This is a genomic window from Cecembia calidifontis, from assembly GCF_004216715.1.
Taxonomy (GTDB): domain Bacteria; phylum Bacteroidota; class Bacteroidia; order Cytophagales; family Cyclobacteriaceae; genus Cecembia_A; species Cecembia_A calidifontis.
Genome location: NZ_SGXG01000001.1, coordinates 3,703,434 through 3,729,025, shown reverse-complemented (window position 1 = coordinate 3,729,025; position 25,592 = coordinate 3,703,434). Strand labels below are relative to the sequence as shown.

Below are 25,592 nucleotides of genomic sequence, written 5' to 3'. Positions count from 1 at the left end.
CGCTTATCTAGTTTGAGTGGTATCATCTAAATAAGTGAAAAAAAACGAGCCGGAAAAGCCTGAATTGAATAAATTCAGCCACTTTTTCGGCTTTTTTTAAATCCGCCCTGCGGATTTAAGGTATTAATGAACCAGGGTGAATACTCCTGTTTGTGTTCCTTTTTCACCATCATTGGCTTTGAAAACTATTTTATAAACATAATTACCATTTGGACTCAAGACACCGTTCAGTGTTCCATTCCAACCTGAATCATCTTTGCTGAAAGTGGAATAAACCAGTTCGCCCCATTTATTAAAAATATGCATTTCAAACTCATCGATTCCTCTCATTTTAGGCATGAAGGTATCGTTAAGCCCATCTCCATTTGGAGTAAATGCATTGGGGACCATGATCCTGTAGGATGCCAAAACTTCTACCTGAATACTTGTCTGGGAAATACATCCTAAAGCATCGAAAGTCATCAAAGTAATAGTATAGGTTCCAGGCCTTGTATAGGTATGCATGGGGTTTTGTTCATTGCTGGTAGTCCCATCTCCAAAATTCCATTCCCAGGCTATGACATTGCCCTGGGTTCTATCCAGGAACTGGACTTCGTCACCAACAATAATTTCGCCTTCCTGGCCAATTGAAATAACAGTGTATACGAAGTCTGCATCCGTAAACGCCAATGGCATTTCTACCAATACAACAGCTTCGTCCACGCAACCATTTTCATCATAAACCATGACAGAGAGTTCTCCATCTTCGTAAAAGAGAACTTCCCTGACATCAGTTTCCCCAGTATTCCAGAAAATCTTATAATCACCTTTACCTCCAGTAATTTCAGCCCAGGCAACCCCAACCAATTCTTTGTTTTCACAGTCTACCATGAAAGAAGTCTTAATATCAACCTGGAGCCTTTCTGGTTCTAGGATATTAAATGTTTTTTCTATTCTACATCCGTTGTCATCTGTTACCTTTACTGTATAAGTTCCTGCGGGAAGATCACTCCTAAATAAACTGTTCAGGTTTGGAGCGTCAGCCCAGACAACTTCATAGGGTTGGATTCCGCCATTTATTCCAATATTGATAAAGCCGGATCTGTCTCCATGACAGGAAAGTTCTTCTGAGAAATCACTTGTAATTTCGAGTGGTTCCGGTTCAAGAATGGTGTAGGTAGCTGCAGTAGAACAACCGTTTCGGTCTGTAACTATCACTGAATAGGTTCCGGGGCCAAGATTTCTTAAATTCCTACTGTTAGGGCCATGTGACCAACGGAAAGTATAAGGAGCACTACCGCCTGTTATATTCAAGGTAATACTTCCGTTTCTGGAACCTGCGCATTGGCTATTTTCCACTACTTCATTCAAATTTAGAATCTCAGGCTCCCTTATATTGAATGATGATGTGATGATACATCCCAAAGCATCTTCAACTTCGACCGAATAAGTCCCTGCTCTGAGGTTTCCGGCAAAGAGCTGATCTTGTACACCATGGCTCCATCTTATTTTTACAGGTTCTCTTGCACCAGTTAAAGACAATTGGATAGAACCATCATTTCCTCCAAAGCAGGAAACAGGATTAAGTGCTTCTAAATTTAACCTCCAGTTAGGTGCAGGAAGCACTTCTATTGACTCCCGGGCCCGACATCCATTTGCATCTGTAACAATCACTGTATAAGTGCCTGGACCTAAATTGGAAATGATAGGGGTGGTGGCTCCAGTATTCCATAAGTAGGTATAGGGTCCTGTACCTCCTGTAACAGTAGCTGATATTTGTACCCTCTCGCCTGGGGAGCACAGTACCTGACTGGCTGTTAGTTCTACCTCAAAAGGTAGAATTCTAGGTGGGATTTCGTAAGTTCTTTGAATTTGACAACCAGCTGCGTCAGTGATGGTTACTGTATAACTTCCCGGTTCAATCCCCACTAAATTCTGAGTGGTGGCACCATTGGACCATGAGAAAGTGTAGGGTGCGGTACCGCCTCTGACGTCAATCTCCAAGAAAATTTCATCATCGAAATTACAGAAGAAACTGTTGAAGTCAGCTTCCACTTCCAAAGGGGCATCAGGTTGGATAACTGTGTAAGTCCTTGATGCCACACAGGAATTTTGGTCTACAATAAATACGGTATAGGTACCTGCTGCTAGTCCAGTTAGCGAACTACCTATTCTACCGTTACTCCATTGGATGCTGTAATTCCCTGTTCCTCCCGTGATATTTAAATGAATCTCTCCGGTTCTTTCTCCGTAACAAGCCACATCAATCACTTCAGGAACAACCTGAATCGGTAATGGGCTATCGATAAAGACTACATCTTCCACAGGTTCACAACCTTGATCTGTAATGGTATATCTGTAATATCCACCTATAAGGTTGTTTAATTGGGTAGCATTATTGAAGCCTGGGTTAGTAGTAAAATTAACCCCGTCCGCAGAGTAGGCCCAATCTATCTGGTAAGGTGCCAAACCTCCTGTTACCTGAAGATTGATACGGGCAAAATTACCAGCACAATTTATAGTGGTATTGGTAACATTTACCTGTAAAGGTGTCGGCTGACTCAATGTCCTTGATGGGATCAATACCGGACAACCATTGGCATCAGTTGCGGTAAAGCTGTAATTGATGTTGGCAGCCAAATTATCGAATACAATCTCTTCTCCATCAAACCCGGTATAAGTATTTCCCTGGAAGGTGATGGTATAAGGAGCAGTGCCACCAATGAGAGTAAATGCAATCCTTCCATTATTGCCTTCGTAACAGGTAAGGTTCTGTGCCGAAAATCCTTGAAGCGTCAATGGAGAGGCTGGTTGGGTTACTTGGATTACCACATCTTCAGACCTACATCCGGTTGCATTATTGATGGCATAAGCTGTGTAAGTTCCTGCAATTGCCGTGAATTGGTTACCAAAAATCTGGTTACCGTTAACGAAGTAAGAGAAATTATCAGCTGTGCCAAAAGTTGCCGAAAGCTGTACGGTGGTATTACCACCAAAACAAAGGATATCTCCTTTGGTATAGGTCAATTCGAAGGCCGGTGGGGCAGTGATCAGAACATCTTCACTTACAGGATTACAGCCATTTCCATCTTCCACGGTGTACCTGTATAACCCTGGTCCAATATTGTCCAATTCCGGTCCATTGAAAGGAATCAATTCCCAACTTGAAGTAGTGAAATTAAATCTTTCCCAGGTGATGACATAAGGTAATTGACCACCAGTTATGTTAAGACTAATAAAAGTCAGATTTGGCTCACAAGAGATTGGGGGACTGTTGTGGGTAACATTAACCAGGTCAGGTTGTGTGATGACGAAATCCTTGATGACCTGACATACATCATCCCTGTCAAATATGGTTAAGGTATATTGTCCGGCAACTAGTCCTGTAAATTCATAAGTAAGATCTCTATCCAAGTTGCCCAACTCTGCTGAAAAGCCTGCTGTATTGGTCAGAACTGCTCTATATAATGGCCTTCCTCCGTTAACTCCAAAAGAAATTTTTCCAGTTGGGGTTCCAAAACATTCCCCATCTTCTTTTTCGAAATTAACGATTTCCAAAGGTCTGTCCGGTCCAGAGATTTGAACCAAGATCGGATCGGAGAGACAGCCAAGGTTATCTACTATTCTTACCTGATAATTTCCAGGAGCCAAATTGGTAAAGGTGGTAAGCGCTCCCTGGGAAATATTGTTGATCAGGACAGTAAAACTTCTTCCAGGCTGCAAGGTGGTACCGGTAATGTTGATTATTCCATTATTGTCTCCAAAACAGCTGACGTTTTGGGAAGCGACTGTAAATGATGGCTTAATTATTTGATTGATGGTAAATACTCCGGAAGTAATTCCGCATCCCGGATCTTCTATTGACCAAGTATAATCTCCAGGAGCCAGGTTTTCAAAATTAAATACCCCTGTATTTTCATTTTCAATGATCCTGCTGGTGCCATTGGTGGAATTTAGCTGAATAGTTTTCCCAGGAACACCTCCATTGACGGTAAGTCTGAAAGTACCTGTCTCATCAGCGCAAAGTGGCTGAATAACTAGGGGAGAGGTGACAATTTGTGGTGGTTGTGTAATGACAAAATCTTCTGAAATTATTGTACAGCCACTGGCATAAGTCAATTCGAAAAAATAGGTGCCTGCTATAAGGTTGTTTAATTCAGAGGTATCAATAGGAACAAATCCAGTTGGAATTACCCTCCTGAACCATTGGACCGATTGAATACTTGAGGTATTACCAAAAAGACCAAAAGTGATTATTCCATCATTTCCATTGAAACAGGAAACATTTTGGACTACTTCAGCGGTATAGAAAGGTGGATCAGGCTCGTTGATGGTAATGCTTCCAATATCTTCACAACCAGCACTGTCTGTAACTCTGACATCATAATTTCCTACAGTAAGGGATGTCATTATTGCAGGTGTGATTGGCTGCCAGATACCCCCAAGGAATATTTGGAAGGAATAACTTGGAACACCTCCGATTGCAGTAAAATTTAGTAAACCAGGTTCGCCAGGACAGCTCGCATCATCCGAATCCAGAATCAATCTTAATTTTGAGGTAGGACCATTTAAACGGATTATCCTTGTAACTGTACAAGATGCTCCTGTACTGTATTCCACTCTGTAAAAGCCCGGGGTAAGGCCATTGACGAAAGTCGTATTTTCGGCAATAAGGTCTCCTGTTTGAACATTAAACCACCTGCTTGTTGCAGTTCCGGGCAATGCTCCGATAAACTCTACCTCAATTGCACCATCATCGAAAACACAAGAAGGAGTAACTGTGCTCAGGACATTAATTTCAAGAGGATCAGGTTCGCTGATTACTATGTTTTCTAACCTTGCTTCACAGCCGTTAGCATCTCTTACGGTTACGGCATAAGTTCCCGGGCTTAAGTTTGTTGGGTTTTGGTTAATAAAACCATGATCCCAATTAAAAAAGTACAATCCAGTGCCCCCAGTTACTTCTATAAAAATTCTTCCATTATTTCTGCCATGGCAGGAGACATCTTCAATATTGGTGACAGTAATTTGTATCGGATCAAGTGCACCCAATGGAATGTTTTCCTCTCTCGTACAGCCATTAGCATCTGTAACGCTCACTTTATAATTTCCTGGGCCAATGTTTGATAAGGTTGTAGAATTGGATCCTACGGGTAAGAAAACCCCTGTGCTATTTTCTTTGAACCAGTTGAAGGTATAGGCCGGATTTCCTCCACCGGCCTGAATTTCAATTCTACCATTGCTAGCATCATGACAGGTAGGCTCAATGACATTTAAGACATTGATCTGAACTCCCCCAGGAGGCTGACTGATCAAAATATTGTTCAATTCTCTAAAACAGCCATTGGCGTCTGTAACCCTCACACTGTATTGGCCTGCTGGTACATTCGAAAGATTTTGGACATTGGATGTAAATCCATTTGGTCCTGTCCATTGGAAGGTGAGAGCACCTGTCCCTCCACTTGCAGCTATATTGATTGCTCCAGTTGACTCGCCAAAACAAGAAACATTCGTTGGCTGTCCATTGAGTTGAAGGCTCAATGCCGGGGTTGGTGGTATGGTTACATTGTGTAGAATAAAACAATTCGGATTGGTCAAATCAAAAATTCTTGCGACATAATCACCTGGACCACTGTTGCTAAGTAAGGCATTATTGGATAAAACAGTAGAAAAATTACCGGCCCTAAACCATTGGACACCCAATGAACCGCTTCCACCTGTAAATCCGATTTGGATAGATCCATTATTTTGACCGGCACAGGTTTCTGGCGTAATATTGGTACTAGTGACTGTAATAGCAGGCAGAGATGTGATGTCAAAGTTTATGTTAGGAACCTGACAATTATTTGCATCTCTTACCTCAATGAAATTATTATTGGAAGCAGCAAGGCCGGTAATAGTAACCGTATTCAAAGAGGTGGTTGTCGGGCTTCCTCCGTTGAGACGATAAGTATATGGGGCCGTACCTCCTGATATGGTGAAACTAACTGAACCTGTCGCATCTCCAAAACATCCCACATTGGTCACAACAGGCCCGCTTACTGCAAGTGGAGCAGGTTCATTAATAACGAATTGTCTTGTAACAATACAATTTTTGGCATCTCTGACCACAATCCTGTAAGTGCCTCCTGCCAAGTTGGAAATATTCAAACCTGTCTGGCCTGGAATATCAACAAAATTTGTCCCAGTTCTAACCTGCCATTGAAAACTTAGTGTTCCTGTACCTCCGGTGACTTGAAGTCCTGTAATGGATCCATTTCCGTTTCCATGGCATAAGATATGGTTAATCACGGGAGTATTAAATTGAATCTGTGGAGGGTTACTTACGGTTGCCTGATGGGTAATCACGCAAGTCCCGCCATCATAAGCAATATTGACAAAATAATCCCCGGCCGGGAGATTTTGAAAAGTCACATCATTTCCAATCAGGGTCTGTCCGTTTGTAGTGACAGCGTAAGTATTGGTGGGATCAGAAATTTGGATCCTAAGACTTCCATCAGAACCCCCAAAACAGGAAGGGCTGACTGGTGAAGAAGTTACAGTAGGGGCAGGAGGTACGCCGTTATTAACTGTCAATACCAGTTCGCATCCTCCAGAATCTCTAATGGTTACAGTATTTAATCCGGATGGAAGGTTAAATGCAGTAGCTGTAGTTTCACCATTGCTCCATAAATAGGTGTAAGATCCCCAACCTCCCGTTACTCCGGTTACTGTGGCTCTACCGTCATTAGATCCGATACAAGTTAATCCTACAACTCCATTTATACTTGCAGATAAAGCGGATGGAGGGCCTACCACATTAACATTAGCCACAGAAGTACATCCTTCGGAATCAGTTACTGTCACAGAATAGTTGCCTGGGGCAAGTCCGGTGGCTGTTGCAGTAGTAGCACCATTACTCCATAAGTAAGAGAATCCTCCCCAGCCACCGGATGCATTAACGGTAGCTGTTCCATCATTGGCTCCAAAACAAGTTAGGGGGGTAGATGAAGTACTCAAATTAATAGGGGAAGGAGGGGCGGCAACGGTTACTGTAAATTCCTGTTGACATTCAGGATAATTTACACCACCATGTCTTACCCTTATGGTGTAGGTTCCTGGTCCAAAACCTGAAAAAGTTTGCTGACCCGAGTTAGTACCGATGGCTACTGATGCATTGTTGACAGCAATTGTGTTATTGGGACGGATGATATCTACATTTATATTGGCAGGAGGGAAAGGAAATCCCATAAAAACCCTGTCTGCTCTTATAGTAATGGTTCCATCGTTACCACCAAAGCAGGTAACGGGAGTGCTAGTGGCCGTGTAATCCAATAGAATTTCATTTCCTATGGAAAAATCTAACTCAGCTGGACAAGTCTCATTTCTATAGAAATCGATAATTTCTAAAACATAATTACCTGCTACCAATTGATTGTATTGGATCAATCCACCCGGTGCCACTGTCCATCCATTTACATAAGTACCATTCGCCCGCCTGATCCTAAACCTTACCTCTCCGGTAAAACCTTGCGCATTAAATGAAATTCCCCCATTTGCCGCACAAGTTTCGGGAAATGTACCTACACCAGTAGCAGGTTCGAGAATTATAGGATCAATTTCAGGTATGTCAATTTCAGTTAATTCAATGCATAGTAAGGCGTCTTCTACCTCTACCACATATTGGCCTGCTGGAATTCCAGTCAAATTAAGTGGACCTCCTGGAAAATTATTAACAGTTCTAACTAAGTTTTCATTTAAATCAAAAAAACGTATAGTATAGGGGGGTAATCCACCTTCTATTATTCCCGTAATATTTGCGGAGGTCTCATTAGCACATTGGAAAATTTCTGAAATTTCAATATCGAGTGTAAAATTGCTAGTTCCAACGAAAGGTATATTTCTGGTTAGTGCTCTACCTCCATTATCTGTAATAATAAGAGTATAGACTCCAGGCTGTGCCCTTGTTAGCAAGCTAAACTGAGAACTTGATAAATTATTGTCAATTTGAACTATTTCTCCTTCGAAAGACCATTGATAGGTATATGGCGCAAGACCTCCAGAAGCTCTAGCCTCTACTGATCTTCTACATTCAGAAAAATTTAAGTCCTGAAGAATCAATGGGGTTTGCCCCATAGTTTCATTACCAAAGGCAAGCCAACAAAACAACCCAAAAACTGTAAGAAAAAAATGCTTATTAAGTGTTCTCATATAAGTTTCACATCTAAAAACAATTGTGTGACTCAAGTTTTTTCTTCTTATGGGTTTAAAAAGCACCCATAATTTTCAGTTTTTATAGCAATTAATGTAACCTATGCACAAAAATCAGTATTTCGTGTTTTAGTATATTATTTTATGTTTTTCGTATAAACATAATTTTCATTGCTGAAAAAACTGATTATCAATTAATAAATAGAATAAAATTATAAAAACAAAAAATTAATTCGATAAAAAATTTCAAGAGGAATAGAAAATTTCAAAGAAATAATTGTTGAGGGAGGTTTTTTTGATAAGCCCTGAAACAAATAAGCATCCACTAGGGATGCTTATTTGTTTCATATTTTTGGTGAGAATTTATTAGTATCAAGTAAATTCGATGAAGAGAAGATTTGTATTTTTTTCTAATCGATTTGAAAAATATTTTCTTTCTTTCCTCTAAACTCGTAGGAGTCACCTTTCTTTAAACCCCACAAGGTGGAGACTAAAGGAGAATCATTAGAGACAAGCTGATAATCCGTTCCTTGTAAACTGATTTTACCTAAAGGGATGGAAACCCACAGGTTTCCAATTGAAAGCTTTACCAAGGCGCCTTCCTGAACTGTATACAACTCTTTTACGGGTACTGCGTTGAGTTGTGCCAATAGCATTTTACTTTTCGCAAGACTTTTTTCCAACATGTCCCTGGATTGGTTGAGCATTTCCTGGTGTGTTTCATATTTGTCCCCTGCGGAACTCTTCTCTTCAGATTCTGAAGATTCCTGTAATGCCTCTAGTTGGTTTTGGATATCAGCAATCTGATCTTTTAAACTTTGTTGGGCTGCTGCCAACAATGCTTCTTTGATGGGATGACCTTTTTCACTCATGTCAGCAAAATTCATCTTTTTTCCGTCAATTCACAAAATCACTCAAAAATAAAGTTGAACTTTTCAATTTTCTCGAAAATTAAGCTTTTGGAAAATTATGAGCGTTGAAAATCGATTGGATATTTAATACCACTTTATCAGATAAACCTTCCACATGGTTCAAATTCTTTCCCCATAACTTTTCATTTGCCAGTACTTTTTGTACAAAAGAGACAAGATCATCATCCTTCCACGCTTCTCTGAAAAAAGAGATGATTTCCTGATCATCATTCACGGGAAGGGTTTTGCCCTGCCATTCACCTCTATAAAATACCAAAAGTGCCGAAAGAGATTCAACAAGCAGGGTAGGCAATGCTCCGAATTTTTCGACATATACCAAAAGGCTTGGAAGTACCCTTACCTTGAATTTTGAAACCGAATGAAGTGCAATTGAAGCAAGTTCATGCCTGATAAAGGGGTTTTTGAACCTATCCAACACATCCTCGGCAAATTGGGTCAACTCCGTTTCGGGAAGGTCCAGGGTCGGAATAATCTCTTTATAAATAATGGTATGGATGGTATTAAAGAATTCCTTGTCCTCAATGCAATCCTTGACCGTACGAAAACCCTTCAGATAGCCCAATGGTACCATGGCAGTATGGGCTCCGTTTAAAATCCTGACTTTCCTAGTTCGGTAGGGTTGAATGTCCTGAACGAATTTTACATTTAAGCCCGCTAGTTCGGCAGGAAAGATATCTTTTAGCTCCTGTTTGCCTTCAATTACCCAAAGGTGAAAAGGTTCGGCCATGACAATCAAATTATCTTCGTAATCCAGTTCTTTCTGGATTTCACTGATCTTTTCTTTTGGGAAACCGGGTACAATTCTGTCCACCAAGCTATTGCAAAACACAACGGATGATTTTAACCAAGCATTAAACCCTAACGGAAGCTTCCATAATTCTGAGTATGCCAAAATAGCGGATTTTAAAACTTCTCCATTCTTTTCAATCAATTCACAGGGAATAATGTAAAGCTTATTAGAAGCATTTCCATTATTATGTTCATATTTTCTGAGAAGGAATGCAGTTAACCTTCCCGGAAAAGTCCGGGGAATTGTGCCGGTATCAGGTAAATCTGAGGGGTCAAAAATTATTCCTGACTCGGTTGTATTCGAAATAATAAATTTAAGCTCAGGGCTTTCAGCCAATCGCAAAAAGGAATCAAAGCTTTCAAAAGGATTGACGATACCTTCAATGGAGGTAATCAGTTTTTTCTTGTTTATCAATTGTCCATTTTCAAAACCCTGTATAATTACATGATACAGGCAATCTTGGGATAAAAATGCTTCGGGCACTTTTTGGCTTTGGTTGAGCACAATTTTCACTGATCCGTTGAAATCCGTTTTTTCATTCATGATTTCAATCATCCAGTCCGCAAATCCCCTTAAAAAATTTCCAGTCCCGAACTGAAGGACTTTTATAGGCCTAACGGGTTTATCAATACTTTTTTTGTTTAACTTTTTCATTTGGATGCAAAATATCAATTTCAAATTATAACTTTAAATCAATCAAAATTTTGATTATTTAACGGGATCATTTTCATTTAAAAAAATCAAATTATGCCGGCATTGGTATTGGTCGAAGTCGAAATCCATAACCCCGAATTGTATGAGGAATATAAAAAACACACCTTGGCTACCATTTCAAAATTTGGAGGCAGGTTTGTGGTAAGGGGGGCAAAAACCGAATCTCTTGAGGGAGACTGGAATCCAGGAAGGTTGGTCATTCTTGAATTTCCTTCCGTACAGGTTGCAAAAGATTGGTGGAATTCTCCAGAATATACCTTGGCCAAGAATATCCGATATCAGGCAGCCCGATCCAAAATGCTGGTTGTAGAATGTAATGGTGAAATTGGGGTAAATTGATCATTTCAAAGTAGCTTAATTAACTGTGCTGCTTCCATTCCATTATCATACTACTTTAAATGAACCGCGATTGCCATGGAAATCAGGGTACCCTACGAAACGGTAAAGTCCACACTGCTAAGAATTCTGGAAAAGTATGATTTTCCAAATGAAAAAGCCCTTTTGTGCAGTGAGTTGTTTGTGCGGGCCAGTTTGGATGGGATCTCATCCCATGGTTTGGATAGGTTTCCAGTTTTTTTGAACATGGTCCGCAAAGGATGTGTGGTTCCTTCTGCAGATCCGGAATTTGTATTCAGATATGGTGTTTTTGAAAGATGGAATGGTAAGCTTGGTCCCGGTCCCTCTAATGCCCACTTTGCTATGCAAAGGGCAATTGACTTGGCCCAGGAATTGGGGGTCGGAATAGTGGCCCTGCAACATACCAATCATTGGATGAGGGCAGGAAATTACGGACTTCAGGCAGCAGATGCAGGATGTATTGGTATTTGTTTTACCAACACAAAGCCAAATATGCCAGCATGGGGAGGCAGTGAACCCAAATTGGGAAATAATCCCTTGGTAGTCGCGATTCCAAGAAAAAAGGGCATTGTCCTTTTGGATATGGCCATGTCGCAGTTTTCTTATGGCAGAATGAATATTTTTTTGAGAAAGGGTGAGCAGTTACCTTTTGATGCGGGATTTGATCAAACAGGAAAATTAAGCAAAGATCCAGCTGAAATAATTGAAAATGAACTGGCTTTACCTGTAGGCCTTTGGAAAGGAGCAGGTCTCTCTCTGGTCTTGGATATGCTGGCCAGCATGTTGTCAGGAGGAAACGCAACCCATGAAGTGGGAAAAAGCGGTACGGAATTTGGTCTTTCCCAGGTTTTTTTCTGCCTGCATCCCCAAAAATTAGGTATGGAAGATTGGGCTGATTCCAAATTGGACCTGATTATTCGGGACTTCAAATCCTCAAGGGTTTTTGAAGGAAAGGAAATTCGTTATCCTGGAGAAAAAATCAGTTCTATCAGAGAACAAAATCTTGTTTTAGGAGTGCCTGTGGATGAGGACCTCTGGAAAAAAATAATTAAAGAGCTGGAATGAAAAGAAAAATTGGAATTGGGATCATAGGAACCGGTGCCATCACCGGAACGCATATCCAGGCAATCCAATCATTGGAAAATGCCCATTTGGTAGGCTTGCTTGGTTTTTCCGAACAAGTAGCTCAATCTGCCGAAAGTCAATTTGGGGTAAAAGTGTTTTATGATATCAGGGAATTTTTAGCCATGCCTGATCTTGATCTAGTTTCCATCTGTACTGCCAGCGGAAACCATCTGGAGAGTGCTTTGGCAGCCATCCAGGCTGGCAAGCATGTTCTGATTGAAAAACCCATAGAAATCAATCTTGACAGGGCAGATCAAATAATCAAAGCTTCTGAACAAAATGGCCTTAAATGTGGGGTTATTTTCCAAAATAGGTTCAGTCCTGATTTTTTGAGATTGAAAGCTGCGGTCAATGCAGGAAAATTTGGGAAGTTATTGATGGGGAATGCCCATATCAATTGGTACAGATCTCCTGAATATTATAGTAGCAGTTCGTGGAAAGGAACTTTGTCAGGAGATGGGGGAGGAGCTTTTATCAATCAGGGTATCCACACCATTGACCTCCTATTGAATATCCTAGGTCCAGTTGAAATGGTCTTTGGAAAAGTTAAAACTCTTCTTCACCGGATAGAGGGAGAGGATATAGGGGCAGCCATTGTACATTTTAAAAACGGAGCTTTGGGAAATATCAGTGCTTCAACTGCACTTTTTCCAGGTTATCCGGAAAGATTGGAAATCTTCGGCAGTTTGGGCAGTGCTGTATTGGAAGCCGGAAAATTAAAAGCCTGGAATATTCAAGGAGAAGAAACTTCCCTTGAAGTTGGGAAGGCTAATTTGAATACAGGTGCAGCAGACCCTTTGGCAATCGGTTATAAGCTCCACCTCGAACAATACAAGGACATGGTAAAAGCCATCTTGGAAGACCGGAATCCATTGGTGGACGGTCATGAGGCCAGAAAGTCCCTGGAATTGATTCTGGGAATTTATGAATCCTCAAAATCCAAGTTACCCGTTTGGTTTTAAGGTGAATAACCGGCTTTTGAAACTTTCGCACCACAATAGAGTTAAAGGATATCCCTTATAAGGAAACCCCTCTTTTCCAAGGAATAAAGTCATCTTGTCCTAGCTCCATTGCTTTTGTGAGTTTTTCTCCTGAGGCCACCTTTATGATCAATTCCAGCATCTCTTCACCAAGTTCTTCAATGGTTTTTTCTCCGGTAATAATTGGACCTGAATTGATATCAATGATATCGGGCATTCTTTCCGCTAATTTATTATTGGAAGAAATTTTGATGACAGGGACAATGGGATTTCCGGTAGGTGTTCCCAATCCCGTGGTGAACAAAATGATATTGACACCGGAGCCCGCCATTGCTGTGGTGCTCTCCACATCATTTCCAGGTGTACATAAAAGGTTCAGTCCCGGTTTTTTAAGGTATTCACCGTAATCCAAAACATCTGTCACTGGAGAGGTTCCTCCTTTTTTGGCAGCCCCTGCTGATTTGATGGCATCAGTGATCAAACCATCCTTGATGTTGCCTGGAGATGGATTCATGTCAAAGCCTGATCCTGCGGCTTCGGCTGCTTTGGAATAGGCACTCATCAGGCTTGAAAATTTTTCTGCCGTATGTTCGTCCACACATCGGTTGATCAGTTCCTGTTCCACACCACATAATTCCGGGAATTCAGATAGAACGGTTTTCCCTCCCAAAGCAACAATAAGGTCTGAAACATGCCCAACGGCCGGATTAGCTGATATGCCGGAAAATCCGTCTGATCCACCACATTCCAAGCCTATGCTCAATTTGCATAGGGGAGCGGGTTTTCGGGTGTTTTCATTGGCCTCCACCAAAGCAAGAAAAGTCTTTTTAACCGATTGGGATAGCAATTCCTGTTCGGTGCCTTCCAGCTGCTGTTCTAGAATAATGACCGGCTTAGAAAGAGATGGGTTGACTTGTGCTAATTTTTCTTTTAATATGGATGGCTGGGCATTCTGACATCCCAAGCTAAGTACAGTGGCACCTGACACATTTGGATTGTTGATGTATCCTGCCAGGAGGGTGCAGAGCATTTCGGAATCCTGGCGGGTTCCTCCACAGCCTCCTTGATGGGTTAGGAATTTGATGCCGTCAATATTTTTGAACAAACGGTCCTCTTTTTGTTCTTGAACCAATTCTATTCGGAGATTTTCTATTTCATTTTTTTGTCCTGAGCGGTACAAATTTGACATCTGGTGAACCAGCGTTTTGTAAGGATTTGGCTTGCTGAATCCAAGGGCTTCCATGAAGGCATCCTTGATTACTTCTACATTTCTGTTCTCACAAAACACAAGCGGTATTACCAGCCAATAATTGGCAGTTCCCACCTGACCATCAGCCCTATGGTATCCCTTAAAAGTCCTTCCCTGGAATTTTTCAATATCAGGTGCTTGCCATTCAGTTCCTTTATTTCTTTTCCCAAAGCCACTGGTTTCATGCTCGGTATTAAGGGTGGTAATAAGCGTACCGCTAACTAAATCAGTTTTAGCTTTGCCTACTACTACCCCGTACATGATGATAAAATCACCCTTTCCCAAATCATCAATTGTAAACTTATGCTTGGCAGGAATTGCCTGCTTGGTCACAATCTTTTTTCCTTTGTATTCGATCTCTTCGTTTTTTTGAATATCGGTCAAAACTACCAAAACATTATCTTTTTCGTGTATTTGAAGAGTTTTCATCTTTTAATGGCTAAAATTTTAATTTATTTTTTGAAATCGTTTGCATAAAGTATGCTATCCCATACTACAAATGAAAATTTAAGTGATTATTTTCAGGTTCGAATAAATTTTGTCAAATGAGCAAAAAAATCATCACAATCGGCGAAGTAATGATGCGTTTCAGTACTCCCGGGCATGAAAGATTCCTTCAGGCTAATACCTATCACCTTACCTTTGGAGGGGCGGAAGCCAATGTTGCCATTTCTTTGGCGCAACTTGGAATGAAGTCTTCTCATGTCACTGCTTTTCCGGATAATGATTTTGGATTGGCGGCCAAGGCCTATTTAAGGCAAATGGGCTTGGAGACAGATCTGGTTTTTTTAAAGGATGGTAGGATGGGGCTCTATTTTTTGGAAAATGGGTCAATGCAGCGTTCATCTAAAATAATTTATGATCGGTTTGATTCGGCGTTTTCACTTTTTGAAGGTGAAGAAATAGATTGGGACCTGGTTTTTGAAAATGTAGATTGGTTCCATTGGACGGGTATCACACCGGCTATTTCCCAGCAAGCTGCTGACCTCTTATTGAATGCGTTGAAAGCTGCAAATGGAAAAGGGGTCACAGTGAGCGGCGATATCAATTACAGGAGGAACCTATGGCAATATGGAAAGGGGCCTTTGGATATTATGCCTGAACTGATAAGGTATACCCATGTGATTGTAGCAGGTAAAACAGACTTTGAAAATTGCATGGACATACAGGCAGATGATTGGATCACCTGTTGTTATGAGGCCAAGAAATATTATCCGCAAATAAAATATATCACGAAGACTAAAAGAGAATCAATTTCTGCGTCCCATAATAAACTCCATGGCGTGCTATGGAATGGATCGGAAGTCATCAATTCTAAGACCTATGAAATCACCCATATTGTGGACAGGGTCGGAGGCGGGGATGCCTTTATCGCTGGATTGATATATGGATTGATGCATATGGACGATCAGGAAGCTTTGGAATTCGCAACGGCAGCCACAGTGCTTAAGCACAGTATTCCAGGGGATGCCAATTTGGTCAAGTTGGATGAAATCATTGACCTGATGAATGAAAAAAATGTGGGAAAACTCATGCGATAACTCAACACCCTTAAAATATCAAACCTATAAACCATGGATCACCAAATAATTTTGAACAAGGTAGTTCAAAGCGGACTGGTTCCGCTTTTTACCCATCATGACCTGGAATTGGCCAAATCTGTATTGGATGCTGCTTATGACTCCGGGGTCAGGGTTTTTGAATACACCAATAGGCACAGTAATGCATTTGAAGTATTTAAATCCCTTAAGATCTATGCTGATAAATATCCTGATTTAATGCTGGGCATAGGGACCATTTTTGAGGTTTCAGATGCGCAGAGATTTCATAATGCGGGCGCTGATTTTATTATTTCGCCTGCTATGATTGGAGAGGTAGCCGAATTCTGTCAATCCAGAGGAATATTTTATGTGCCGGGCTGTGCTACGGTCACCGAGGTGTATCAGGGAAAAAAAATGGGGTCTAGCCTGATTAAGATCTTTCCTGGAAATGTCCTTGGCCCTGCTTTCGTCAAGGCTGTCCTTTCCGTCATTCCGGACATCAAACTGATGGCCACCGGTGGAGTAGAACCCAATGAAGATAACCTTAGGACCTGGTTCAATGCAGGCATCCACTGCGTGGGTATGGGCTCTCAATTGTTTGATTTGAAATCATTGGAAAGAGGGGATTTCAGCGGATTGAAATCCCATATTGAAAAATCTTTGACCATTATTCAAAATTTAAAAAAATGATCAAAGAAACTGGGAAAAAATATTGGGGTAAAGTGATCCAAAGATTGGTAATCGGATGTTTTGCCCTTCTTTTTTTTACAACCTGTCAGGGGCCCGGAGGGATCAGGATCATCAAAATGGGACATGGTCTTGGAGTAACGCATCCTGTGCATGAGGCCATGGTCTACATGGCTGAAAGAATTGCTGAAAAATCGGAGGGAAGGATGATTGTGAAGGTTTATCCCAATCAGCAGTTGGGCACAGAAAGGGAGCTGGTGGAACTGTTACAGATCGGTAGTCTGGGCATGACCAAGGTGTCTTCGGCTACATTGGAAAGTTTCGCTCCGGCCATGCAGGTTTTATCCATGCCCTATCTTTTCAAAGATGATGAGCACAGGGATGAGGTGTTAAAAGGGTCAATTGGAAAAAAATTGCTTCTTGAAAGTGAGAAATATTGGTTGAGAGGCCTTTGCTATTATGATGCAGGCAAAAGATCCTTTTATTCCAAAACTAAACCCATTGAATCTCCTGAAGATCTAAAAGGATTAAAAATCAGGGTTTTGGAGAGTAATATGGCCACCAATATGATCAAGAGTTTTGGAGGCTCACCTACACCAATTTCTTATGGGGAGTTGTATACCGCACTTCAGCAAGGGATCGTGGATGCAGCTGAAAACAATCCTCCCAGCCTTTATACTTCCAGGCATTATGAGGTTTGTAAATTCTATTCCATCAATGAGCATACAGCAATACCAGATGTGGTAGTGATCAGTACAAAAGTGTGGGACAGTTTGGATGAAGAAGAGAAACAGTGGATTCAGGAGGCAGCTGATGAATCAGCGGAATACCAATACAAACTCTGGGCAGCATCTGTAGAATTGTCCTTGAGAGAAATGGAAAAAGCCGGGGTTACCATTACTTATCCCGATCAATCTGGATTTCGGCAGGCGGTGGAGGTCATGTATGACAACTTCAAAACAAGCCAGCCTGAACTCTATGCCATCATTGAAGAAATCCGTAAAATAGGCAGTTAATATCAGTACAAAGGGAATTTTATTAAATGGGGAGGAAAGATAGCGGTAGGGGGAATCAATATTGAAAATCATGTTTTAAAGAAGAGTCAATGAATTTATCCTTCAAATCAAACTTGGACAAAATTGTGGCAGGACTGCTCATTTTACTAATGGCCATCATGGTACTCAACGTGACCTGGCAGGTGGTTTCCCGGTATGTTTTCCAAAATCCGAGTTCCTTTACGGATGAGCTCTCCAGGTATATGCTCATCTGGTTAGGCATGTTGGGAGCTGCTTATGTTGCCGGTCAGGACCAGCATTTGGCCATTGATATTTTACCTCAAAAATTGGTGGGAAGAGCCAAGGCTAAGCTGATGATTTTCATTTATGGGCTAGTTTTATTTTTTGCCTTTTTGGTAATGGTGTTAGGGGGAAGCAACCTGGTTTATATCACCTTTATTTTGGAGCAAAAATCAGCCACACTTCAATTGCCCCTGGCCTATGTGTACAGTATCATTCCCGTAAGTGGTTTTATTGTAGCTTATTATCAGATTTATCAGATAAAACAACAGATCCCTTCTCTTAAAGCCCAATAGCTCATGGAATACATCAGCATTATCATTCTGGTATTATCTTTTATTACATTAATGGGCATTGGGGTTCCTGTGGCCTGGAGTCTTGGGATCTCGAGTTTTCTCACCCTTTTGGTATCTGTAGCAGCCTTACCCTCGGCTACCACCATTGCACAACGGATGGGAACGGGATTGGATAGTTTTGCCTTATTGGCCATTCCATTTTTTGTGTTGGCAGGTGAAATTATGAACCGGGGCGGAATAGCCAACCGTCTGATTGAACTGGCAAAAGCCATGACAGGGAAATTGCCTGGGGGCCTGTTGTACGTGAATGTGATTGCAGCCATGCTCTTCGGGGCCATTGCGGGTTCTGCTGCAGCAGCTGTATCTGCCATAGGTGGGATTTTGGGTAAAAGGATGGAACAGGAAGGTTATCCCAAGGGATTGGGAGCAGCGGTTAACATTACTTCTTCCACTACCGGTCTGATAATTCCCCCATCTAACATACTGATAGTATATTCTCTGGCATCGGGAGGGGTTTCTATTGCAGCCCTTTTCGTTGCAGGTTACATTCCTGGGATTTTTATTGGACTGGTGCTGATGCTTACGGCTGCGATTTTTATCAAAAAACACAATCTTCCTCCGGGAGAAGTAAGTTCATTTAAGGAATTGGTGCAAAAATCAGTCAGGGCATTTCCTGCTTTGCTTTTACTGTTTATTGTAATCGGCGGCATTGTAGCAGGGGTTTTTACGGCAACAGAAGCTTCGGCCATTGCAGTCGTTTATACTTTGGCATTGTCTTTTTTCTACAAAGAATTGAAGGTAAAAGATTTGCCTGCTATTTTGCTGAAGTCCTCTGAGACGACCGCTGTGGTTTTGCTTTTGGTGTCTACCTCTATGAGTATGTCCTGGGTGATGTCCAGTGAGGATATCCCCCAATCCATTAGTGAAGCCCTATTATCCTTAAGCGACAATATTTTCGTCATTTTGATCATTATCAATTTGTTGTTGCTATTTGTGGGGATATTTATGGATATGACTCCGGCGGTTTTGATATTCACCCCGATCTTTTTGCCAGTTGTCACCGCCTTGGGTGTGGATCCTGTGCATTTTGGAATCATCATGATTTTGAACCTGTGTATTGGGCTTTGTACCCCGCCTGTGGGTTCGGTACTCTTCCTTGGGGTTCAGGTAGCCCAAATGAGTATACAAAAAGCTGTTAAGCCATTGATACCCTTCTTTATTGCTATGATTTTGGGACTGATTGTGGTGACGCTGTGGCCGGGATTAACTTTGTGGTTGCCAAGACTATTTGGTTTGTAATTGAAATAAAACAGGCTGTCCCTTTTTAAAAGACAGCCTGTTTTATTTTAGGCTAATTGAACACTATTTTTCACCTATGAAAGGCAGGCTTTCGGAGATGGCAAGGAGAATGGTGTTTTGGATATAACTATCCAATTGTAAGAATTTTGCTGTTTCTATTGGTGAAACCACCTTGTTGAATTGTTTGTGATATTTTCTGTGCAGGGCAGCTATCTCAGCATTATTGCGGATAATGGATTTAGTGATAGCATCTGCATCCGAATCGCTGAGTTTGTCAAATTTTTCCAGATATTCATTGATGGTTTTTATTCTTTCCCTGATAATTGATCTTCGCTCAGTTTCATAATTATTGTAAACGTTCCAGAATTGGGCGTTTCGGTCATATCCCATATACTCTTCGATCAAAGCCCTTTTTTCCATGCCGAAAGCACTTTGAATCAGGGTGATTTCATCATCAATAGATTGTGCATGTAGGAATGCGGGACTTAAAAGCAATGCTGCAATTAAAATGAATCTGGTTTTCATGTTTTTTTATTTTAGTTGATTTTATTAAGCAGAGGCTTCTTAGAATATTTCAAATGCTAGAAAGAGATTGTTGTTATCCAAATTGAAATTCTGATATAATTTGATAACACGAAAGGTTGATGGGTACCTCCTTGCCAAAATTTATGAATTGTTTGCAATAATCTGATGGCGCATAACTTTTCATTTCATGTTATCCGTTGATCTTGATTTAACTTTATGGAAAGAAAATGCTTCCTGATGAAAAAAATATTCTTGTTTGTCTTGATTTGCAGCCCGCTTGTTCAAGTAAGGGCTCAGGAATACCATGTGGATCCGGGTGCGGTAATCATTTTGGACAGGATGAGCGAAATCATAGGCAACCTTAATTCCTGTAGTTTTACAGTGCATACCTCCACAGAAAAATTTGACCAGGAAAAGGGCTATTTGAAGGATTTTTACAAGCTTGAAGTGTATATGGCCGGACCTGATAAAATGCATGTCTTAAACGAAGGATCTAAAGGTAAAACAGGGTACTGGTACAATGGGGATATGTTACTGTATTACGCAGTGAACACCAATCAATATGGATTTATTGAAACACCGGATAATATTACAGAAACTATTGATTTTGTATACCGAGAATATGATTTGGAGTATCCTGCAGCGGATTTTTTTTATCCGGGTTTTACAGATGATTTATTGGGTACCCATGAAAGGGTAAGCTATGAAGGATTAGTCAAAATCAATGGGGTAGAAGTCCATCATATTGTAGCGTATGGAAAGGAGACCAATGTACAGATCTGGATCAGCAATGATACCTTCGCATTGCCCATACGCTATTTGATCCATGACCTTACTAACGATAAGCCCCTACAGTTTGAGGGTGTATTTTCCAATTGGGTATTGAACCCCGTACTTCCTGATGCGATGTTTGAGTTTGTTGTGCCGGAAAGTGCCTCTAGAATCAGCATCCTTTCGAAATCATCCACATACATTAACAGTCCTGAGCAATGAAAACAGCCAATCGCGTCCATAAATTATATTTATTCGCATTCCTCCTTATTTTCTTTTTTGTACATCCTGCCATACTTGAAGCCCAACGGATGAACCATCCTTCTGCTGCCCGGTCTGCAGGGGCTCCAAGGGCTGCTTCACCGGGAGGAGGTGGAAATATGTCTAGGCCTGCCACAGGAGGAGGTGCTGCTGCTAGACCTGCCTCTCCTCCTTCACGGCCTGCCACAGCGCCTTCTTCAAGACCTTCCACTATGCCGTCCAATAGGCCAAGTACGGCACCGAGCAACAGACCTGGTAATCCTAACATGAGCAATCCATCCCAAAGGGGAAATATCAATGGTGGTGCGCAGCGTTCCCCGGAAAGGAGGGTAAATACACAAAATGCCACCCAAGACCGCTCAATCAATTCTGCCAGGGATCAAAGAAATAGGGGAGATATTAATAGGGGAAATCAAGCTGGCAATGACAGAACAGGGAACAGGACAGCTACTAGAGGAGGGAATGACAGGGGAGGAGCAGATAGGGGAAATATCCGGGATGGCAACAGAAATCCGGGAGGCAATAATGTCGGTAGGCCTTCCCGGCCCGGAGGAAATAATATCAATATCGGCAATAATAACAATATCAATATCAATGCACAGCGCAACACCGTCGTAAGGGTGAACATGATGCACCCCATGATGATGAGACCTCCCTTTATGTGGGGAGGGATGAGGGTTTTTGCTTTTCATTCATTCTTTTGGTTTCCCTTTAGACCCTTTTTCTGGGGTCCTATGTGGCATCCCTGGGGATTCCATGTGCCCATGCTTCCACCTCAGGCCCAGGTCATCAATGTAGTCCCTTAAATCCGCAGGGCGGATTTAAAAAAAGCCGAAAAAGTGGCTGAATTTATTCAATTCAGGCTTTTCCGGCTCGTTTTTTTTCACTTATTTAGGTGTTACCACACATCCTTGATAAGCGGTATGAAAATTACGAATTCGACAGAAAAAATCACACCTTTCGGAGGTTTTAATTTTGTTTTTAACTCTTTCAAAAATTCTGGTCTCCCAGAACTCATTGATAATCAATTGGGGGTTAGAGCCTTAAGGGGAGGGTTTTCATACAGTGACATTTTCGCCAATCATATGGCTATTTTCTTTAATGGTGGCGACTGTACTGAAGATATCAATGTTCACTTGAGAGACGCACTTGAACAGGTCCCTTCATTTTCAGTATGCAGTGCCGATACAATTCTGAGAGGTATCAAAGAGCTTGCTGTTGATACAGAACTCTTTATAAATCCGTCCAGTGGAGTAAGCCATGAATTTAATATCAATGGAAAACTCAACAGCTTGTTGTTAAAATCAGCTTGTAAGACCGGATTACTCAAGTCAGGTGTTGCTTACGACCTCGATTATGACAACACCGTCATTCCAACTGAAAAGTACGATTCAAAAAAGACATATAAACACGTCTATGGATATCAGCCAGGTGTAGCTTCCATAGCACATCCTGAATTTTCACAGGCCATTCCTGTGTACGTAGAGGGCAGAAATGGCAACAGTCAGGCCAAATATTTGCAGGCTGATACACTTACACGCATGTTTGGGCAGCTTACCAATGAAAATATCCGTATCGGAAGGTTCAGAGCCGATTCAGCATCCTATCAGGAAGAAGTTCTCCGCACACTGGAAGCACATACCGAAAGCTTTTATATACGGGCAAACAGATGTGCCAAACTGGATAATATCCTTGGAAGTATAGCCCCTGAGAAGTGGCAGAAAATACGTTTGGGTGTACAGGAAATGGAAGTTACTGACCTATCCGACTACAAACCTTTCGGTAAAGACAGGTCTTACAGGCTGGTCATTACCAGAATCAGGCGTAAAGACGGGCAGGCAGATGTGTTTAGTGGAGATGCATTTACTTACAGGGCTATTCTGACCAATGAACATACATCGTCCAATGAAGCTGTTGTAAGGTTTTATAACGCCCGGGGTGCAAGCGAACGCTTGTTTGATGTACTCAACAATGACTTTGGCTGGTCTAAGTTGCCCTGTTCGTTCCTTGCAGAGAATACCTCCTTTATGCTTATGACGGCTATGTATGCCAATTTTTACACCTATATCATTGGAGAGTATTCCAGAAAAGTTGATTGGCTTAAGCCTACCGACAGGCTCAAGAAGTTTATCTTCAGATTTATCACTGTTTCAGCCAAGTGGATAAGAACGGGAAGAAGAGAAGTGCTCAAACTGTTCACGAGTAAGGATTACAAGCCGATTTTGAACTAAATTCAGATAAAAACCCCTCAGGAGCTCAAAAAATAAAGATTTACAGGGAAGAGGTATGCCTTTTCCATTAAAATTGAGGAAAAAAACCGTCCATTTTATCCTCAAACCTAAAATCCATTGTCTCAAAACTATGAACACTCTTCAATCAAAGGGAAGAAATTCCCGAACTAGACCAAAAATGAACACAAACAAGCAGATTCAAATCTCCAAACTAAAATCCTGCGGATTTTAGGTAGTCAATGAAACCAATATAACGAATGTGACAAACGTGACGAACGTGACCAATGTAACTAATGTCATCAATGAATACCATTATGTTGACGGTATATTCTATCAGAAAGATGATGAAGGCTATGTGGTAGTTCCTGCCCCGTTAGGTGCAGAGGTAAGCCGGATCCCTGACAACTTTGAAAGAGTCGAGATTGGTGAAAATGAGTACAATTTTTACTGGGGAGGAGCCTTTTTTGAAGAGACGCCCAATGGATTTAGGGTGGTGCCTCCTGTAGCAGGAACTCTTGTCGAAAACCTTTCTGAAGGAGGAGAAGAGGTGAAAATTGGGGATAGGACCTTGATCCGCTTTGGGGAAACCTATTATCAGCCGGTTCAGGTCAATGGACGAAATATGTATGAGGTAGTGTATATTGAGCTAGAGGAAGAATAATATTTAGAAGAAGTTATCCCTTAGATATTGTTTACTGTCTTAAAATTATTGATTTTTATACCTGTCTTTATGGTATGAAACCAATAGTTTTTTATGGAAATTTCGCTGGATTGGAAAAATCTTGTTTATCTGAATTCTCAATTAATAGGATAACTTGTTGGTTTTATCCTTATCGTAAACGGATACAGGAAAAATCCATCAAATATTATATTGGGCATCATATTAATCGGGACTATGACACAAACTGTGTAAGTTGGTTTCACTACTTACGAAGTTAAAGTTAAACCTCGAAATTCTCTGTGTGATTTAGAAGAAATCGCACAGGGAATTTGAGGAACCCGCGGTAGGCGCCCCCCGGTCTGTGTGTGGACAATTTCTTACCTTTATAACACACAGATTACAAAAATGAAAAAAGAAGATCTCCTAAATGATGACTTCCTCAAGCAGTTCAGGACTGCCGGGGAGCTTAATTCCTTCCTTCAACAGCTTCAGAAAAGAGCCGTTGAGAAAATGCTTGAAGGCGAGCTGGATGCCCATCTTGGCTATGAAAAGCATCAGAATTCCGATAATCCCAATTCAAGGAACGGCTATTCCACCAAAACAATAAAAAACACATTTGGGGAAGCTGAAATCAGAGTCCCAAGAGACAGGGACGGCAGCTTTGAGCCTGCCCTTGTGCCCAAACGCAGAAGCATGGCGGAGGGCGTTGAAAACGTGATCATTTCCATGTATGCCAAGGGAATGTCAAACCAGGACATCGAAGAACAGATCCGGGAGCTTTATGACATCAATGTTTCCTCCTCCACCATCTCAAGGGTTACCGGTGCCGTAGCGGAGGATATTGTTGCATGGAGAAACAGGCCGCTTGACCCTGTATACCTGATCGTTTGGATGGATGGTATATCCTTCAAAGTCAGGGAGAACTCCAAAGTGGTCAACAAGACCGTTTATATTGCCGTTGGCCTCAGAACTAACGGCCTTAAAGAGATCCTAGGCCTTTGGCTTGGCAAGAATGAATCTTCGGCTTTCTGGATGGGGGTACTCACCGACCTGAAAGCCAGAGGGGTTGAAGATATTCTCATAACGGCAACTGACAACCTGAACGGGTTTACTGATACGATAAAAGCTTCATTCCCCCAATCAGTCACTCAGATATGTGTCGTCCACCAGATCAGAAACGCATGTAGATATGTCGCATGGAAAGACCGCAGGGCGTTTACAAGGGATATGAAGGAAATTTATACCGCCCCTACAAAAGATGCTGCTTGGGCTGCCCTGAACGATTTTGCCAAAAAATGGGAATCCAAATACGCTTATGCCATCAAAAGCTGGAGGGACAACTGGGATGAACTCACCGTTTTCTTCGATTACCCGGCTGAAATCCGTAAAATCATCTATACCACCAACCTGATTGAAAATCTCAATGGAAAGATCAGAAAATACACCAAAAACAAGCTCTCTTTCCCGACAGATGATGCCGTAATGAAGTCTGTTTTCCTGGCTGCAAGAGAAGCATCGAAAAAATGGACTATGCCTATCAGAGACTGGGGAGCTATTCTTAACAGTTTCCTGCTTATATTTGGTGATAGGGTCAGGCTTCTTGATACCTGACAATAAAACCATAATTTGAAGTTTACACACTTATCGGGATAGTGTCTATTAATCTGCCTGACGTACATTGCCTTTATAGCATGGCTGACTTATTCAGG

At 41.5% G+C, this 25,592-nt stretch carries 18 protein-coding genes; 13 read left to right on the top strand and 5 right to left on the bottom strand.

What is annotated here, in order from left to right; genetic code table 11:
* Window positions 1-123 precede the first annotated feature (123 nt).
* The 3 genes from BC751_RS15945 to BC751_RS15935 form a co-directional block, all read right to left on the bottom strand.
* Window positions 124-8,169, bottom strand: coding sequence for a T9SS type B sorting domain-containing protein (locus tag BC751_RS15945; RefSeq protein WP_130276524.1), 8,046 nt, complete (start codon window positions 8,167-8,169; stop codon window positions 124-126).
* Between the two features lie 410 nt (window positions 8,170-8,579).
* The gene (locus tag BC751_RS15940; protein ID WP_130276523.1) at window positions 8,580-9,041 is read right to left on the bottom strand and encodes a capsid protein p24; all 462 of its coding nucleotides are present in this window, start codon (window positions 9,039-9,041) and stop codon (window positions 8,580-8,582) included.
* Window positions 9,042-9,120: 79 nt separating this feature from the next.
* Window positions 9,121-10,545 (bottom strand): tagaturonate reductase, encoded by a 1,425-nt coding sequence (locus tag BC751_RS15935; protein WP_130276522.1) that lies wholly within the window; start codon window positions 10,543-10,545, stop codon window positions 9,121-9,123.
* A gap of 93 nt (window positions 10,546-10,638) precedes the next feature.
* Between BC751_RS15935 and BC751_RS15930 the strand changes: the two genes are divergently transcribed.
* The 3 genes from BC751_RS15930 to BC751_RS15920 all read left to right on the top strand — a co-directional run bounded on the left by BC751_RS15930 (window position 10,639) and on the right by BC751_RS15920 (window position 13,049).
* A complete protein-coding gene (locus BC751_RS15930; protein WP_130276521.1) occupies window positions 10,639-10,944 on the top strand; it encodes a DUF1330 domain-containing protein in 306 nt (101 codons plus the stop codon).
* 75 nt (window positions 10,945-11,019) lie between these two features.
* Window positions 11,020-12,027 carry a 3-dehydro-L-gulonate 2-dehydrogenase gene (yiaK, locus tag BC751_RS15925; protein WP_130276520.1) on the top strand — a complete coding sequence of 336 codons (1,008 nt, stop codon included), beginning with the start codon at window positions 11,020-11,022 and terminating at the stop codon, window positions 12,025-12,027.
* Complete coding sequence (locus BC751_RS15920) at window positions 12,024-13,049, top strand: Gfo/Idh/MocA family protein (protein WP_130276519.1); 1,026 nt, start codon at window positions 12,024-12,026, stop codon at window positions 13,047-13,049. The genes yiaK and BC751_RS15920 overlap by 4 nt, the downstream gene beginning before the upstream one ends.
* 55 nt (window positions 13,050-13,104) lie before the next feature.
* Here BC751_RS15920 and BC751_RS15915 read toward each other — a convergent pair whose 3' ends face one another.
* Entirely contained in the window at window positions 13,105-14,745 is a 1,641-nt protein-coding gene (locus BC751_RS15915) for a UxaA family hydrolase (protein ID WP_130276518.1), read from the bottom strand.
* A 116-nt stretch (window positions 14,746-14,861) separates the two neighbouring features.
* On the opposite strand from BC751_RS15915, the gene BC751_RS15910 reads away from it, so the two are divergent.
* From BC751_RS15910 to BC751_RS15890, 5 genes are all read left to right on the top strand, one after another.
* Window positions 14,862-15,857: a sugar kinase gene (locus tag BC751_RS15910; protein ID WP_130276517.1), complete on the top strand. Its 996-nt coding sequence runs from the start codon at window positions 14,862-14,864 to the stop codon at window positions 15,855-15,857.
* 33 nt (window positions 15,858-15,890) lie between these two features.
* Window positions 15,891-16,547, top strand: coding sequence for a beta/alpha barrel domain-containing protein (locus BC751_RS15905; RefSeq protein WP_130276516.1), 657 nt, complete (start codon window positions 15,891-15,893; stop codon window positions 16,545-16,547).
* The gene (locus BC751_RS15900; protein WP_130276515.1) at window positions 16,544-17,560 is read left to right on the top strand and encodes a TRAP transporter substrate-binding protein; all 1,017 of its coding nucleotides are present in this window, start codon (window positions 16,544-16,546) and stop codon (window positions 17,558-17,560) included. The genes BC751_RS15905 and BC751_RS15900 overlap by 4 nt, the downstream gene beginning before the upstream one ends.
* An 89-nt stretch (window positions 17,561-17,649) precedes the next feature.
* Complete coding sequence (locus tag BC751_RS15895; protein ID WP_130276514.1) at window positions 17,650-18,135, top strand: TRAP transporter small permease; 486 nt, start codon at window positions 17,650-17,652, stop codon at window positions 18,133-18,135.
* Between the two features lie 3 nt (window positions 18,136-18,138).
* The gene (locus BC751_RS15890) at window positions 18,139-19,434 is read left to right on the top strand and encodes a TRAP transporter large permease (protein ID WP_130276513.1); all 1,296 of its coding nucleotides are present in this window, start codon (window positions 18,139-18,141) and stop codon (window positions 19,432-19,434) included.
* Between the two features lie 63 nt (window positions 19,435-19,497).
* On the opposite strand, the gene BC751_RS15885 is transcribed toward BC751_RS15890, so the two are convergent.
* Complete coding sequence (locus tag BC751_RS15885; protein WP_130276512.1) at window positions 19,498-19,959, bottom strand: hypothetical protein; 462 nt, start codon at window positions 19,957-19,959, stop codon at window positions 19,498-19,500.
* Window positions 19,960-20,196: 237 nt separating this feature from the next.
* Here BC751_RS15885 and BC751_RS15880 point away from each other — a divergent pair, with 237 nt between their 5' ends.
* The 5 genes from BC751_RS15880 to BC751_RS15855 all read left to right on the top strand — a co-directional run bounded on the left by BC751_RS15880 (window position 20,197) and on the right by BC751_RS15855 (window position 25,494).
* Window positions 20,197-20,952, top strand: a complete 756-nt coding sequence (locus tag BC751_RS15880) for a DUF2092 domain-containing protein (RefSeq protein WP_130276511.1) — start codon at window positions 20,197-20,199, stop codon at window positions 20,950-20,952.
* Complete coding sequence (locus tag BC751_RS15875) at window positions 20,949-21,797, top strand: DUF6515 family protein (RefSeq protein ID WP_207226910.1); 849 nt, start codon at window positions 20,949-20,951, stop codon at window positions 21,795-21,797. Before BC751_RS15880 ends, BC751_RS15875 begins: the two co-directional genes overlap by 4 nt.
* A 117-nt stretch (window positions 21,798-21,914) precedes the next feature.
* Window positions 21,915-23,222 carry an IS1380 family transposase gene (locus BC751_RS15870; RefSeq protein ID WP_130273823.1) on the top strand — a complete coding sequence of 436 codons (1,308 nt, stop codon included), beginning with the start codon at window positions 21,915-21,917 and terminating at the stop codon, window positions 23,220-23,222.
* 259 nt (window positions 23,223-23,481) lie between these two features.
* Complete coding sequence (locus BC751_RS15865; protein ID WP_207226909.1) at window positions 23,482-23,883, top strand: DUF6515 family protein; 402 nt, start codon at window positions 23,482-23,484, stop codon at window positions 23,881-23,883.
* 405 nt (window positions 23,884-24,288) lie between these two features.
* Complete coding sequence (locus BC751_RS15855; protein WP_130274032.1) at window positions 24,289-25,494, top strand: IS256 family transposase; 1,206 nt, start codon at window positions 24,289-24,291, stop codon at window positions 25,492-25,494.
* Window positions 25,495-25,592 lie beyond the last annotated feature (98 nt).

What these genes read in the sequence shown, in the direction of transcription:
- BC751_RS15890 (WP_130276513.1), top strand. Translation starts at nt 18,139, where the DNA reads ATGGAATACATCAGCATTATCATTCTGGTATTATCTTTTATTACATTA.
- BC751_RS15915 (WP_130276518.1), bottom strand. Translation starts at nt 14,745, where the DNA reads ATGAAAACTCTTCAAATACACGAAAAAGATAATGTTTTGGTAGTTTTG.
- BC751_RS15895 (WP_130276514.1), top strand. Translation starts at nt 17,650, where the DNA reads ATGAATTTATCCTTCAAATCAAACTTGGACAAAATTGTGGCAGGACTG.
- BC751_RS15945 (WP_130276524.1), bottom strand. Translation starts at nt 8,169, where the DNA reads ATGAGAACACTTAATAAGCATTTTTTTCTTACAGTTTTTGGGTTGTTT.
- BC751_RS15935 (WP_130276522.1), bottom strand. Translation starts at nt 10,545, where the DNA reads ATGAAAAAGTTAAACAAAAAAAGTATTGATAAACCCGTTAGGCCTATA.
- BC751_RS15870 (WP_130273823.1), top strand. Translation starts at nt 21,915, where the DNA reads ATGAAAATTACGAATTCGACAGAAAAAATCACACCTTTCGGAGGTTTT.
- BC751_RS15855 (WP_130274032.1), top strand. Translation starts at nt 24,289, where the DNA reads ATGAAAAAAGAAGATCTCCTAAATGATGACTTCCTCAAGCAGTTCAGG.
- BC751_RS15940 (WP_130276523.1), bottom strand. Translation starts at nt 9,041, where the DNA reads ATGAGTGAAAAAGGTCATCCCATCAAAGAAGCATTGTTGGCAGCAGCC.
- BC751_RS15875 (WP_207226910.1), top strand. Translation starts at nt 20,949, where the DNA reads ATGAAAACAGCCAATCGCGTCCATAAATTATATTTATTCGCATTCCTC.
- BC751_RS15920 (WP_130276519.1), top strand. Translation starts at nt 12,024, where the DNA reads ATGAAAAGAAAAATTGGAATTGGGATCATAGGAACCGGTGCCATCACC.
- BC751_RS15910 (WP_130276517.1), top strand. Translation starts at nt 14,862, where the DNA reads ATGAGCAAAAAAATCATCACAATCGGCGAAGTAATGATGCGTTTCAGT.
- BC751_RS15905 (WP_130276516.1), top strand. Translation starts at nt 15,891, where the DNA reads ATGGATCACCAAATAATTTTGAACAAGGTAGTTCAAAGCGGACTGGTT.
- BC751_RS15880 (WP_130276511.1), top strand. Translation starts at nt 20,197, where the DNA reads ATGAAAAAAATATTCTTGTTTGTCTTGATTTGCAGCCCGCTTGTTCAA.
- BC751_RS15930 (WP_130276521.1), top strand. Translation starts at nt 10,639, where the DNA reads ATGCCGGCATTGGTATTGGTCGAAGTCGAAATCCATAACCCCGAATTG.
- BC751_RS15885 (WP_130276512.1), bottom strand. Translation starts at nt 19,959, where the DNA reads ATGAAAACCAGATTCATTTTAATTGCAGCATTGCTTTTAAGTCCCGCA.
- BC751_RS15900 (WP_130276515.1), top strand. Translation starts at nt 16,544, where the DNA reads ATGATCAAAGAAACTGGGAAAAAATATTGGGGTAAAGTGATCCAAAGA.
- yiaK (WP_130276520.1), top strand. Translation starts at nt 11,020, where the DNA reads ATGGAAATCAGGGTACCCTACGAAACGGTAAAGTCCACACTGCTAAGA.